Origin of the sequence: Leisingera aquaemixtae (assembly GCF_019801145.1) — a bacterium.
GTDB classification, from domain to species: Bacteria; Pseudomonadota; Alphaproteobacteria; order Rhodobacterales; family Rhodobacteraceae; genus Leisingera; species Leisingera aquaemixtae_A.
The window spans coordinates 457772-471083 of sequence record NZ_JAHVJQ010000001.1; the positions used below are offsets into that span (position 1 = coordinate 457772).

15 protein-coding genes are annotated in these 13312 nt (G+C 63.6%); 5 read left to right on the top strand and 10 right to left on the bottom strand.

The features are described 5' to 3' along the window. Positions 1-17: 17 nt before the first annotated feature. Positions 18-641: a helix-turn-helix domain-containing protein gene (locus KUW17_RS02240; protein WP_222475601.1), complete on the top strand. Its 624-nt coding sequence runs from the start codon at positions 18-20 to the stop codon at positions 639-641. Positions 642-650: 9 nt separating this feature from the next. On the opposite strand, the gene KUW17_RS02245 is transcribed toward KUW17_RS02240, so the two are convergent. The 5 genes from KUW17_RS02245 to KUW17_RS02265 all read right to left on the bottom strand — a co-directional run bounded on the left by KUW17_RS02245 (position 651) and on the right by KUW17_RS02265 (position 4785). Continuing rightward, positions 651-881: a hypothetical protein gene (locus KUW17_RS02245; protein ID WP_222475602.1), complete on the bottom strand. Its 231-nt coding sequence runs from the start codon at positions 879-881 to the stop codon at positions 651-653. 129 nt (positions 882-1010) lie between these two features. After that, positions 1011-1667 (bottom strand): aquaporin, encoded by a 657-nt coding sequence (locus tag KUW17_RS02250; RefSeq protein WP_222475603.1) that lies wholly within the window; start codon positions 1665-1667, stop codon positions 1011-1013. Further along, positions 1664-2140, bottom strand: a complete 477-nt coding sequence (locus KUW17_RS02255) for an arsenate reductase ArsC (RefSeq protein ID WP_222475604.1) — start codon at positions 2138-2140, stop codon at positions 1664-1666. The genes KUW17_RS02250 and KUW17_RS02255 overlap by 4 nt, the downstream gene beginning before the upstream one ends. 22 nt (positions 2141-2162) lie before the next feature. Then, positions 2163-2996 carry a helix-turn-helix domain-containing protein gene (locus tag KUW17_RS02260; RefSeq protein ID WP_222475605.1) on the bottom strand — a complete coding sequence of 278 codons (834 nt, stop codon included), beginning with the start codon at positions 2994-2996 and terminating at the stop codon, positions 2163-2165. A gap of 73 nt (positions 2997-3069) precedes the next feature. After that, positions 3070-4785, bottom strand: a complete 1716-nt coding sequence (locus KUW17_RS02265; RefSeq protein ID WP_261396938.1) for an extracellular solute-binding protein — start codon at positions 4783-4785, stop codon at positions 3070-3072. 428 nt (positions 4786-5213) lie between these two features. Between KUW17_RS02265 and KUW17_RS02270 the strand changes: the two genes are divergently transcribed. Together KUW17_RS02270 and KUW17_RS02275 are read left to right on the top strand one after the other, a co-directional pair. After that, positions 5214-5987, top strand: coding sequence for a 3-hydroxybutyrate dehydrogenase (locus tag KUW17_RS02270; RefSeq protein WP_222475606.1), 774 nt, complete (start codon positions 5214-5216; stop codon positions 5985-5987). 102 nt (positions 5988-6089) lie between these two features. Continuing rightward, the gene (locus KUW17_RS02275; protein WP_222475607.1) at positions 6090-7118 is read left to right on the top strand and encodes a patatin-like phospholipase family protein; all 1029 of its coding nucleotides are present in this window, start codon (positions 6090-6092) and stop codon (positions 7116-7118) included. Here the strand turns inward: KUW17_RS02275 and KUW17_RS02280 are convergent. From KUW17_RS02280 to KUW17_RS02295, 4 genes are all read right to left on the bottom strand, one after another. Then, positions 7115-7831 carry a DUF502 domain-containing protein gene (locus KUW17_RS02280; protein ID WP_222475609.1) on the bottom strand — a complete coding sequence of 239 codons (717 nt, stop codon included), beginning with the start codon at positions 7829-7831 and terminating at the stop codon, positions 7115-7117. The genes KUW17_RS02275 and KUW17_RS02280 overlap by 4 nt on opposite strands. Positions 7832-7910: 79 nt before the next feature. After that, positions 7911-8825 carry a pseudouridine-5'-phosphate glycosidase gene (locus KUW17_RS02285; protein ID WP_222475611.1) on the bottom strand — a complete coding sequence of 305 codons (915 nt, stop codon included), beginning with the start codon at positions 8823-8825 and terminating at the stop codon, positions 7911-7913. After that, positions 8822-9730: a PfkB family carbohydrate kinase gene (locus tag KUW17_RS02290; RefSeq protein ID WP_222475613.1), complete on the bottom strand. Its 909-nt coding sequence runs from the start codon at positions 9728-9730 to the stop codon at positions 8822-8824. The genes KUW17_RS02285 and KUW17_RS02290 overlap by 4 nt, the downstream gene beginning before the upstream one ends. Positions 9731-9771: 41 nt before the next feature. Further along, positions 9772-10581, bottom strand: coding sequence for a DUF4198 domain-containing protein (locus KUW17_RS02295; protein ID WP_222475615.1), 810 nt, complete (start codon positions 10579-10581; stop codon positions 9772-9774). Between KUW17_RS02295 and KUW17_RS02300 the strand changes: the two genes are divergently transcribed. After that, entirely contained in the window at positions 10580-11731 is a 1152-nt protein-coding gene (locus tag KUW17_RS02300; protein WP_222475617.1) for a HupE/UreJ family protein, read from the top strand. The genes KUW17_RS02295 and KUW17_RS02300 overlap by 2 nt on opposite strands. Before the next feature lie 13 nt (positions 11732-11744). Here KUW17_RS02300 and KUW17_RS02305 read toward each other — a convergent pair whose 3' ends face one another. Then, positions 11745-12377, bottom strand: a complete 633-nt coding sequence (locus tag KUW17_RS02305) for a thiamine phosphate synthase (RefSeq protein WP_222475618.1) — start codon at positions 12375-12377, stop codon at positions 11745-11747. Positions 12378-12543: 166 nt separating this feature from the next. On the opposite strand from KUW17_RS02305, the gene KUW17_RS02310 reads away from it, so the two are divergent. Continuing rightward, positions 12544-13296 carry an RNA methyltransferase gene (locus KUW17_RS02310; protein WP_222475619.1) on the top strand — a complete coding sequence of 251 codons (753 nt, stop codon included), beginning with the start codon at positions 12544-12546 and terminating at the stop codon, positions 13294-13296. Positions 13297-13312 lie beyond the last annotated feature (16 nt).

Below are 13312 nucleotides of genomic sequence, written 5' to 3' on the forward strand. Positions count from 1 at the left end.
CGGCTTATAGAGTTCTCATGAAAAGCCGCGATCCGAAATCCCTGATCACCATCGCCCGCGCCAACGGCGGCGACGATCAAGCAGAACCCCTGGACCTGGGCGCCCGCGTCCGCGAGCTGCGGAAAGCGCGCGATTGGACGCTGGAACATGCGGCCAATCAGGCGGGGCTGGCGCGCTCGACCCTGTCGAAAATCGAAAACGGCCAGATGTCACCGACTTACGAGGCGTTGAAGAAGCTGGCAGAAGGGCTGCAGATTTCCATCCCGCAGCTGTTCACGCCGCCGCAGCGGGACCAGGTGAACGGGCGGATGACGGTGACCAAGTCCGGCGACGGCTCGGCGCACGCCACCGCGACATATGAGCACGAGCTGCTGGCCGACGGGCTGACCCGCAAGCAGATGCTGCCGTACCGCGCGCGGGTGCGGGCGCGGTCGATGGATGAATTCGATGGCTGGGTGCGCCACGACGGCGAAGAATTCCTTTATGTGCTGACCGGCGTGGTCAAGCTTTACACGGAGTTCTACGAGCCGGTGGAGATGCGCCGCGGCGACAGCGCCTATTACGACGCAGCGATGGGCCATAACGTGATTTCCGTCAGCCCCGAGGACGCGACGATCCTCTGGGTGACGTCTCTGGCCTGACGCAGGGGGTCAGTGCGGGCGGCTGTCAAGCTCCCGCAGCAGGCTTTCTATGTACAGAAAATCCTCTACCTCTTCCTTGGCTTCATTCAGGGTAAGATGGTGGGTCCGTGCCAGATAGGCGACGAATTTGTCCCGGTCATCCAGTATCGACGGCGCGTTGCTTGCTTTCAGATGAGGAAAGCGCTGTTTGATGCGGGGCATCCTGTCAATCCAGCTGGCAGCTGCTGCTTGTACAGGCATGGGGGGCACTCCCTGACAAACGGTTTATGGTTGTTGGACGCCCATGGTAACACTTTTCGTGAATTTTTGTAACGGTGCCCCCCGGGGGGTTCCCCCGGGCGGCCTGGCTAGGCGGAAATTTGCCGCCTGTCAGCGGGCGGCAAACAGCCGCGGCAGCACCAGATGGCCGATGCCGACCGCGATCAGCTGCATCAGGATGAACATCGGGATGTGGCCCGGGTAGATGCCGGCGAAGGTGTCGCTGAAGCCGCGGGCGATGGTGACTGCCGGGTTGGCAAAGCTGGTTGAGGAGGTGAACCAGTAGGCGCCGGTGATGTAGAGGCCAACCAGCGCAGGCACCGCTTCGGGCCGTGAGCGGAGGCCGCCGAAAATCACAAACAGCAGTCCGAAAGTGGCCAGGATCTCAGAAAACCACTGCGCGGTTCCGGTGCGGTGCATGGTGGCGGAGCTTTGCAGAACTGCAAGGTCGAACATCACGTGGCAGGCCCAGACCCCAAGGATGCCGCCGCCGATCTGAACCAGGATGTAAGGCGCTGCCGCGCTCCAGGAATGCTCGCCCCGCAGGGCAAAGGCCAGCGTCACCGCCGGGTTGAAATGGGCGCCGGAAATGGGGCCAAGGGTGGTGATAATGGCATAGAGCATACAGCCGGTGGCAATCGCATTGGCCAGCAGCGCCAGGGCCACGTTTCCATCCGCCAGCGTCTCGGCCATGATGCCGGAACCGACCACCCCGATCAGCAGCATTGCGGTGCCCAGCCCCTCGGCCAGAAGTTTCTGCGCGGTCATACGATGTCTCCGATCCGCTTGAGCTGCTGCGAGAGTTCAGCCGGGGCCATGGTTTCGAACGGCAGCGCTAGCAGCGCCTTTGCGCGCTTTTCCAGGGTGGCATAGGCGGTGCGGAAGGCCGCGTCCCAGTCCGGCTGCTCCGCTGCCGCCGGATCTTCGACGCCCCAATGGGCGCGCACCGGCGCACCGGGCCAGACCGGGCAGGTTTCACCGGCGGCAGAGGCGCAGACGGTGATCACGATATTCATCTCCGGTGCCTCGGCGCCGGCAAACTCATCCCAGCTCTTGGACCGCGCGCCGGAGGTGTCATGGCCCAGTTCCGCCAGCAGCGCCAAAGACTGGGGATGTACTTTACCGGTAGGATTGGAGCCAGCCGAATAGGCCCGGACGCGGCCTGCGCCATGGGTGTTGAAAATCGACTCCAGCAGGATGGAGCGCGCGGAGTTGCCCGTGCAAAGGACGAGAATGTTCATCTGTGTTGGCCGTTCTGTTGGATTAGTCGGTTGAGTTCATGCCGGCGATGCTGTCGACCTGGTGCTGGAGCGACATGCGGTCGAGGGTTTCGAAGGGCAGCGCAGCAAAGGCTTTGATCCGGTTGCGCAAAAGCCCGTAGGCCTGCTGAAAGGCCAGCCGGCGCTCGGCGTCGGTGCCTGTGGCCTTTGCCGGGTCTGCCAGGCCCCAATGGGCGCTCATCGGCTGGCCGGGCCAGGCCGGGCATTCTTCGTTTGCGGCGTGATCGCAGACGGTGAAGATGAAATCCATCTGCGGCGCGTCCGGGCCGGTAAAGGCGCTCAGATCCTTGGAGTGCAGGCCGCTGGTGTCAATCTCCTTGGCCTGCAGCAGGGACATCACTTCGGGGCGCGGTGCGGGGGATGGCCGGGTGCCTGCGGAGTAGGCGCGGAACTTGCCGCCGCCCTCGTGGTTCAGGATCGCCTCGGCCAGCAGAGACCGGGCCGAGTTTCCGGTGCAGACGAACAGGACGTTCAAAGGCCGTTCAGCATCCGGCGCGATTGTTTCGCCGCTCAAGGCCGGCGTGCAGATATCGGGGCGGTTCCGGCAGCAGCCGGACAAGAGCGCATCAAACATGCCGCGCAGCCCCGGCAGGTTCGCGGCATACATCAGCGAGGTGCCGGTGCGCTGCTGAGTGATCAATCCGGCCTGTTTCAACGCCGATAAATAAGCCGAGGCGGTGTTTGCCTTGAACTCCAGCGCCTGTGCGATCTCGCCGGCGGGAACGCCATCCGGATAACGCCGCATCAGCAGCCGGAACAGCGCCAGCCGGTTCGGATGCGCAAGGGCGCTGAGCTTATCTGAAAGTTCTATTTCCATAATTCGCGAAATAATGAAATAGATGGTGGCTGTCAACAGGACAGTGCGCGGGGCAAAACGCTGCCCGGTAAGGTCAGTCTGCCTGATACCACCAGACGTCGGGCATGAACTCGGTGCGGTCGCCATAGATCGGCAATCTGTCCGGGAAGCGCATTTCCTTAATGTGGGCGATACGGCCGGTGTCAAAGCTCCAGAATGGAATGACATAGCGCCCGGCGGTCAGCACCCGGTCCAGCGCGCGCACCGCGGCGGTGAAATCCTCCGGCTCCGTTGCGGTCAGCATCGCGTCGATCATTGCCTCTGCCGCCGGGCTGTCCATGCCCATCAGGTTGCGGCTGCCGGGCTGATCCACGCCGTCGCTGCCCCAGTAATAGCGCTGCTCGTTGCCGGGGCTCAGCGACAGTTCCCGGCGGAACCGGGTGAGGTCGAAGTCATAGGCGTTCTCGCGTTCTGCATATTGCGCATTGTCCACGGTCTCAGGCGTCAGCGTGATGCCCAGCCGTTCCAGCGCGCGGGCGTAGATCTCGGTGACGGTCTTCATCTCGCCGTCGCCCTGGCGGATCAGCACGCTGAGCGTCAGCGGCGTGCCTTCTGCATTGCGCAGGACCCCGTCCGTAACAGTCCAGCCGGATTCTTCCAGCAGTTTCATTGCTTTGCGCAGGTTTCCGCGGTTGCGCTTGCTGCCGTCACCCTGGGGAAGGGTGTAACCTTCCAGCGTGCCGGGCAGCAGGCTGTCCGCAAAGGGGGCCAGCAGCGTGCGGACCTTGTCCTCCGCCGCGCCGGGCCGCATCCCCAGTACCGAGCCGGAGAAATAGGAGCTGATCCGCTGTTGGGTGCCGCCGGTCACGGTGCCGTTGATGTACTCGAAGTTAAAGGCCAGGAGCAGCGCCTCGCGCACCCGCCAGTCATCCAGCGGTGCGCGCCGCGTGTTCATCACCAGCCCCGTCATGCCGGAGGGGCGCTGATGCGGGATCTCGCTTTTGACCACATCGCCGCGGGTGATGGCCGGGAATCTGTAGATGCTGTCCCATTTGTCGGCGTTGAACTCGCGCACCGCGCTCAGCTCGCCGGCTTTGAACGCCTCGAACAAAACGGTTTCATCACCGAAGAAGTCGATGCGCAGGGTGTCGAAATTCTGGGTGCCGCGGCGCAGCGGCAGATCTGCGCCCCAGTAATCCGGGTTGCGGGACAGACTAACAAAGCGGCCGGGTTCAAAACTGCTCACCACATAGGCGCCGGTGCCGATGGGGGCGCCGTCGATCTCGTCGCTGCCGAACTCCTTGCCCTCCCATTGCGCCTTCTTGAGGATCGGGCGCAGCCCGGCGATCAGCGCCAACTCCCGGTCCTCGGTGTTGAAGGTCAGCCGCAGGCTGCGCGGGCCGGTCTGTTCGATTTTCGCCACCTTGGTCCAGAACCCGCGGTAGCGCGGGTGGCCCTTGGTGCCCAATGTCTCGTAGGACCAGATCACGTCGTCGGCGGTCACCGGGCTGCCGTCAGAGAATCGGGCCCCCTCGCGCAGGGTGAATTCGACCCAGGAACGGTCCTCGGGCACCTCAACCGATTCGGCCAGAAGCCCGTAAAGCGTGAACGGTTCATCCCAGGAGCGGCCCATCAGACTCTCGTATCCCCAGAACCTCAGCTGCCACGGAGTGGTCCCCTTAAGGGTGAACGGGTTGAGGCTGTCAAAACCACCGGTATTGCCGAAAACAACCTTGCCGCCTTTGGGTGCGTCCGGGTTTGCATAGGGTAAAGACACAAAATCCGGTGGCAGCGCGGGGTCCCCGTACATAGCTATGCCATGGGCTGATTCTGCCTGCGCGAAATTCGCGGCAAAGGCCAGGGTGATTCCTGCCAGCGCCGCGCCAAGAGTCCGGAAATTTTCTTTTTGCAGTTTCACAACAATCCCGCTCTGCCCTTATTTTCTTGCCTCCGCACGCTACGTGCGCTTTTTCGTCTTTTCAAACTTTTAGCTTGGACGAAAGCCGGAAATTGCTTATAAAGGGGTCACTGCTCGATAGGTTTCTTGCCTGTATGAAACCTGCCTCAATAACTAACGCCCGCCTCGTGCGGGCGTTTTTTTCTGCCCGTTTCTCTGCTTTTTTGAACGATGGAAATGGCGGCAATGGCCGCCCCGGCATCCGTAGTCTTACGCGTTTCCTTTGCATCTGCAGCATGGCACAGTGGCGGCAGTTTCAATCAGCCATGGGGTAGGAAGCGATGACATTGCAAGGCAAGACCGCCGTTATCACCGGATCGAATTCTGGCATTGGCCTGGGGGTTGCTCGCGAACTGGCGCGGGCAGGGGCCAATGTGGTGCTGAACTCCTTCACCGACCGGGAGGAGGATCACGCGCTGGCAGCTGAACTCGCCCGTGAGTTCAGCGTCAAGGCCCAGTACGTCCAGGCCGATATGTCCAAGGGCGCGGACTGCCGCGCGCTGATCGAAAAGGCCGGGGCCTGCGACATCCTGGTGAACAACGCGGGCATTCAGCATGTGTCGCCGATCGACGAGTTTCCGCAGGAAAAATGGGATGCGATCATCGCCATCAACATGAACTCGAACTTCCACACCATGGCGGCAGCACTGCCCAAGATGCGCGCCGCAGGCTGGGGCCGGATCGTAAACATTGCGTCAGCGCACGGGCTGACCGCCTCACCCTACAAGGCCGCTTATGTGGCCGCCAAGCACGGCGTGGTGGGCATGACCAAGACGGTAGCGCTGGAAACCGCGGAGGAGCCGATCACCTGCAATGCGATCTGCCCGGGCTATGTGCTGACGCCGCTGGTCGAGGCGCAGATTCCCGATACCATGGAGAAATACAACATGGGCCGGGAAGAGGTGATCAAGAAGGTCATGCTGGAGCGCCAGCCGAGCCGCGAGTTCGCCACGGTGGAGCAGCTGGGCGGCACCGCCGTGTTCCTGTGTTCGGACGCGGCGGCGCAGATCACCGGCACCACCATCAGCGTCGACGGCGGCTGGACGGCGCTGTAGGCTTTCGGAGAGACGGCAGGAGGGGGCCGGCCCCCTCTTGCCCCTTGAAGGGGCAATTCACCCCCGGAGTATTTTCACAAAGGTGAAATAGGCAGGTGGCGTTTGGTGACACGGATTAATCTGGCCCTGCAGGGCGGCGGCGCGCATGGGGCCTTTACCTGGGGGGTGCTCGACCGGCTGCTGGAGGAGGACGGGATCGAGGTCGCGGGCATCACCGGGACTTCGGCCGGGGCGCTGAATGGCGCCGCGGTCAAGGCCGGAATGGTGCAGGACGGGCGTGCAGGCGCCAAGGCGGCGCTGGACCGGCTGTGGCAGCGGATGGGGGCCGTGGGCGACATGCGCTTTGCCCATTGGCTGACGCGGTTTGACGCAGTGGCCTGGGCCGGGACGCTGGAAGCGGCGATGCCGTTTTCGCCGCTGGAAAGCCTGAGCCAGGTGATCTCTCCCTATCACTACGGGCCGTTTTACGAAAATCCGCTGCGCAAGGTGGTGGAACAGTTCAACTTTGCAGAAGTCTGTGCCGGCGAAGGGCCGGAGCTGTTCATCTGCGCGACCTGCGTGCGCAGCGGCAAGATCCGCATCTTCGAGGGGGAGGAGATTAGCACAGACGCGATTCTTGCCTCCGCCTGCCTGCCGGACCTGTTTCAGGCTGTTGAGATCGAGGACCCGGAAACCGGCCGGATTGAGGCCTATTGGGACGGCGGCTATACCGGCAACCCAGCGCTGTTCCCGCTGTTCCGCGACGCGCTGCCGGGGGATGTGGTGATCGTCAACATCAACCCGCTGGAGCGCGACGAGATCCCGAAGACGCCGCAGCAGATCCGCAACCGGGTGAACGAGATCAGCTTCAACTCGTCGCTGCTGCGGGAGCTGCGGGCAATCAACTTCGTGCAACGGCTGCTTGCCGATGGCACTATCCGGAAGGGCCGGATGAAACAGGTGCGGGTTCACATGATTGCCGATGACGATCTGATGACGCAGCTTTCGGTCACCACCAAGCTGTTTCCGGTGCCGCAGATCCTGGCGCGGCTGAAGCAGGCGGGACGCGATGCGGCAGAAGGCTTTCTGGCGCGGGACCGGGAAAACCTGGGTGTGCGCTCCTCCGCCGATCTGCCGGCGATGTTCGGTTAGGCGTCTTCTTTTTCCAGGACTTTCGGCTTCTTGCCGTTTTCCACCGGCTTGGTGGGGTCCTTGGGGTTCGGGTAGACGAGGCCCGCGGAGATCACCAGCTTGGCCGAGTCCTCCACCGTCATATCCAGCTCGATCACGTCCTCCTCCGGCACGAACAGCAGGAAGCCGGACGTGGGGTTCGGTGTGGTCGGAAGAAAGACGCTGACCAGCCCGCCGCTGGTTTCCGCCCGCTTGGCGATCTCGCCCTTGGCATTGGTGGAGATGAAGCCGATGGCCCAGATGCCCTTGCGCGGGTATTGCACCAGGCAGGCCTTCTCAAAACTGCGCTCGGACTGGGCAAAGACGGTCTCGGAAATCTGCTTAATGCCGGAATAGACCGTGCGCACCACTGGCATCCGGTCCACTAGGCTTTCGGCGAAATTGATCAGCGAGCGGCCGATAAGGCCCTTGGCGATCCAGCCCACGACGATGGTGAACAGCAGGAAGATGATCAGTCCGACGCCGCGCAGGTTGATGCCGATGTACTGCTCAGGCCGGAAGGTGTGCGGCACCAGCGGCAGCACCACGCTGTCGATCCAGCCCATCACCGACCACAACAGCCAGATGGTCAGCCCCACCGGGGCAATCACCACGATGCCGGTAAAGAAAGAGGCGCGCAGGCTGGCGAACAGGCCGCGGCGGCGGTGGGGTTCTTCGTCGAATGGCGTGGTCATAGATCGGTTATCCAGGAATTCCGCTGGAACCTAGGCACTGTTTTGGGGCGGAGCAATGGTTTCCGCCCCAAAAATCAACTCATTGTGCGAGATTGTTGAGTTCCTGTGCGATCTTTGCCGCCAGCCGGGCATTGTTGCGCACCAGGGCGATGTTCGCGGTGAGCGAGCGGCCTTCGGTCAGCTCGAAGATGCGGCTCAACAGGAAAGGGGTAACATCTTTGCCTGCAACACCCTGGGCATCGGCTTCGGACTGGGCCTGGGCGATCACCGGGGCCAGATCCTCTGCTGCGATCTGGTATTCTGCCGGGATCGGGTTCGCAACCAGCTGGCCTCCGGGCACGCCCATGGCCTGGCGCGTGGCGTGGGCGCGGGCGATCTCAGCGGGCGCGTCCATGCGCAGCGGCGCCTTCAGCTCCGACTGGGCCGACCAGAAGGCGGGGAAGCTGTCCTGCCGGTAGGCAATCACCGGCACGCCCTGGGTTTCCAGCACTTCCAGCGTCTTCGGCAGGTCGAGGATCGCCTTGGCGCCCGCGGCCACAACGGTCACCGGGGTTTGCGCGAGCTCCATCAGGTCGGCGGAAATGTCGAAAGAGGTCTCAGCGCCCTTATGGACACCGCCGATGCCGCCGGTGGCAAAGACGGAAATGCCCGCCAGCCGCGCCGCAATCATGGTCGCCGCAACGGTGGTCGCGCCGGTGCCGCCGGTGGCGATGCAGGCGGGCATGTCAGCGCGGGAGATCTTGGCAACGCCCTTGGCTTGACCCAGCGCCTGCAACTGGTCGGGCTCAAGACCCACATGCAGCACGCCTTCTATGACCGCCATGGTGGCGGGCACGGCGCCAGAGTCGCGGATGTCCTGCTCCACCTGTGCAGCAACCTCGACATTCTGAGGGTAAGGCATGCCGTGGGTGATGATGGTGCTTTCCAGCGCAACGATGGCCTGTCCGGCGGCCTTGGCGGCCTGAACTTCGGACGAATACTGAATGTCGATCAAAGCGGGGGTTCTCCTGAAACGTAGGTTGCCGCAGCCTTGAGGGCTGAGGCCAAAGCGGTTTTGCGGTCTTCGCCCCGTGCCTCGGCAACGATATGGGCGGCCATGAAGGTATCGCCTGCACCGGTCACCCGGGCGACGGTAACACGGGGCGGATGCAGGGTGATGGCGCCCTCGGCATCCGCCACAGTGGCAGAGGCGCCGCCGTCAGTGACCAGCACCCGGGCAGCGCCCCGGTCCAGCATCGCCGTGGCGGCGGTTTCGCTGTCGGTGAACTCCGCCTGGCACAGGATGCCGGCCTCTTCCAGGTTCACATAAAGCGTGCCGCGGGTGCGGGTCAGGAACGGGCGCAGCCGTTCCGCCTTGCCCGGCGACGCGGGGGCGACGCGCAGGTCGGCCTTGGCAAAGGCCGGGCTGGCAACAATGTCGTCCAGCAGCGACAGCGTCAGGTTGCCGTCCAGCGCCACCTGGCCCTCATATGGCGCGGCCTCGGTGCCCAGCGAGCCATCGGACAGCGGCCGCAGGATCTTGTCTCCCGCGGCCTCCAGCGAATGCGCGTCGGCAATGGCGGCAATCAGCCCGTTAGCGCCTTCCACAGCCATGTAGCGGTCGGTGGGCAAGTCCTCGGAGCGGTAGATGTGATCGGTGATCAGGCCGAAGTGTCCGCAGGCATGGATCAGCTCGTCGCCTTCGGGGTCGCGGCCTACAGAAGTCAGCAGTGCGGGCTTCACGCCAAAGCGCGACAAGGTCATGGCGATGTTCATGGCCACACCGCCGGGCAGGCGGGTGATGCGCCCGGGCATGTCCGATCCGCGCTGCATTTCATTGGTGCAGCGGCCGATAATGTCCCACAGGACCGACCCGATGCACAGGATGGCGGGTGTCTGAGAGTTAGGGGCTTGTGTCATATTGACCTATTGCCGCCTTTGTCAGGCCTCTGCAAGCGGCTTCACCGGGAAGGCACCGCGAATGTCAGGGCGGCCCAAAGGCTTTCCCACACGTAATCCTTGCCATCCGGGGCAGGGCGCAGAACCACGGTGTCCAGCAGGTAGCTGTGCCCGGGGGCTAGGGGAACAACGGCCTCACCCTGCGCGTCCGTCAGGCGGGTGCTGATGGTAACTGCGCCATCCGGGGACTTGTCAAAGATTTCGACCTGGGCCTCTGGCCGGGCTTTGCCCTGGTACAGCACCCGGACTGGAAGCCCTGCTGTCAGGTCATCCGTATAGGGATTGGCGAGGGCGACAATCTCGGTCTCCAGCCCGGCGGCGAGATCGGCCCCCTTGCCATCGCCGATTGCCACCAGCGCCTTGGCATAGCGGGTGTACTGCTCGACAAAGCCTGCATCCGGCAAGCCGCGCGCCCGGTGCTGCGTGCGGATATCGCCAAACGCCTTGTGATCAATGAAGGCCTGAAACTCTTCCCAGCTGTCATAGGTCAGGGTCTGCGGCTGGGTCTGGTGGATCAGCACGGCCAGCCCGTCCTGCATTATACCGCCGCTAAAGGCCGGCATATCCCCCATCCGCCCGAGGTAGGGAGAAGCCGTTTGTCCTTGCATGACTTCAAAACGCGCGATGCGGTGATCCAGATAGGGCTGCTCAGCCCCCTTGAACTCCTGCCCGTTGCGCAGCTTCGCCACCACAGTTTCCCCGGAATCCACTTGATATTTCTCCGGCTCAATCCAAAACTCGTGGGATAACACCGGCGCGGCCCCACTGGTCAGCCCGGCACAGAGTATTGAGCAGAACAGGCGGTATTGCATGAACGGGTCCTTGGCTGTCAGGCGTGGTATGACTTGGCTGCGGACACTATTTGCGCTGCTGTTCAGCATGGTTGCAATAGCGGCCGCGCCAGCCCGCGCGCATGAGGTCACTCCGGCCATCGCCGATTTCACCATCACAGACCGGCAGATCACCGTCGAACTGCGCCTGAACATCGAAGCCTTTGTTGCCGGGATCAATCTGGACGGGCTGTCGGACACCAACCAGACCGCGCAGGCGGCGGATTATGATGAGCTGCGCGCGCTGGGCGCAGACGAGCTGGAGCCGATGGTGCGGCTTTTTGCGGAGGAATGGCTGGAGACGTTTGCGGTGCAGGCCGCAGGCCCGGTCCCGCTGAGCGTCACGCGGATCACCATTCCCGAAGTGGGGGATGCAAGCCTGCCGCGGGCCTCCTTCCTTGAACTCACAGGTGAGATCCCGCCCGGAACCGGGAGCTTGCGCATCATCTGGCCTGCGGGCTCCGGCGGCGTGGTGCTGCGGCAGAACGGAGTGGAGGAGCCCTATACCGGCTATCTGCAAGGCGGCGAGACCTCACCCCCCATCCCGCTCCAGGGCGGCGCAGCCAAGATGCCGGTCGAGGCCTTCATGGAGTACCTCCCCGTCGGGTTCACCCATATCCTGCCAAAGGGGCTGGATCACATCCTGTTTGTGCTGGGGCTGTTCTTTCTCAGCCCGCGGGTAAAACCGCTGCTGTTGCAGGTGAGCGTGTTTACGGTGGCCCATACCATCACCCTCGCGCTGGGCGCGCTGGGCATGGTCAATGTGAACCCCGCCATCGTCGAGCCGATGATCGCCCTGTCGATTGTCTTTGTCGCGGTCGAGAACATCTTTGCCCGCAAACTGCACAGCTGGCGGACGTTTGTCATCTTCGGTTTCGGCCTGCTGCACGGTCTGGGCTTTGCGACGGTGCTGGGGGAGTTCGGATTGCCGGCCAGCCAGTTCCTGCCAGCGCTCATTGGCTTCAACGTGGGGGTGGAACTGGGCCAGCTGGCGGTGATTGCCGCTGCTTACCTTGGCGTGCGCCTGTGGTTCGGGCGGCATCCGAAATACCGCGGCCGGGTGGCGATCCCGGCCTCTGTCACCATCGCGATGATCGGCGGCTACTGGTTTGTGGAGCGGGTGTTTCTGTAAACGCCCCAGCGGGTCAGTGCATTGCCCGCATCAGCACCTTGAGGCTGGCCAGCGGGTCTTCGGTGTGCCAGATCTCATCGCCGATGCCAAAGAAGTCGGTATAGGGCGCGATGCCGCGTACCAGATCCTCAGTGAGGCCGCCTTCGGCCACCACCGGCACCTCGATCATCTTCGACCACCATTCGAACAGGTCCGCCTCCGCTTGCGCGCCGTCGCCCAGGCCGGAGGTGCCTACCGGACCAAAGCTCACGTAGTCCGCGCCTGCTTCGCCGGCCACCATGCCGTCATGCTGCGAGGCGCCGCAGAAACAGCCGACAATCGCGTCCGGCCCCAGCGCCTTGCGCGCGGTGCGGATGGATTTCGACGCATCGGTCAGATGCACGCCGTCCAGGCCCAGCCGCTCCGCCAGGATCTGATGGTCAGAGATCACCAGAGCCACGTCGCGCGCCATCGTCACTTCGCGCAGCGCATCGCCCGCGCGGCTCAGGGTATCCTGATCGCGGCTTGCAAGGTCCAGACGCACGCAGGCAACGTCCACCTCATCCAGCACCCGCGCCAGCTGACCGGGGAATTTGCCCAGCTCGAAACTCGGCGGGGAGATCAGGTAGATCTGCGGCTGCTCGGGTGCGTCAGCAGGGCTTCCCATGGCGGTGCTCCATTGTTCAGGCGGTTTGACGGTGTTTAGCCGATTTCCGGCAGGACGCAAGGATTTGCGGCGGTGAAGCCCCGGTATTTGCAGCCCAAACCCGCGCTGGACCTTGCCCCGCAGCCGCGCGGGCAGTACAGCAGTGCCGATTTTGCCGGAGAACACGATGCCCACCGATACGCCCCAGCCCGCCTTTGTCCTTGTCCGCCCGCAGATGGGCGAGAATATCGGCGCCGCGGCGCGGGCGATGTGGAACTTCGGCCTGGACCGGATGCGCATCGTGGCGCCGCGTGACGGCTGGCCGAACCCCAAGGCGGTGGCGATGTCCTCGGGCGCCGGACGGCTGCTGGACGAAGCGCAGCTGTGCGCAGACGTTCCGGAGGCGCTGGGCGACTGCACCTATGTGTTCGCCACCACCGCCCGCCAGCGCGGCCTCACCAAGCCGGTCTACAGCCCCGAGCGCGCGATGCAGATCGCGGCAGAGAAGATCGCGGCGGGTGAGAAGGTCGCAGTGATGTTCGGGCCTGAGCGCGCCGGGCTGGAAAACGAGGATATTGCCAAGGCAAACGCGATCATCTCGGTGCCGGTGAACCCGCTTTACGCATCGCTGAACCTTGGCCAGTGCGTGCTGCTGACTGGCTATGAGTGGATGCGCCAGTCCGGCGAAGTGGTGCATGAAACCACCGATCTGGGCCGCAAGGGCGACTGGGCAACCGGCGTCGAGGTGGAGAAGCTGGTGGAGCACTACGAGGAGCGGCTGGACGAGGCCGGTTTCTTCTACCCGCCGGAAAAGGCCGACGGCATGAAGACCAACTTGCGCAACCTCTGGTCCCGGATGCGGATGACCCGCTCCGACGTGCAGATGCTGCACGGGATCATGCGGCAGATGGTCCGCTGGAAAGAGCGGGGCGGCGAATAAGCCGCTCTGGACCAAT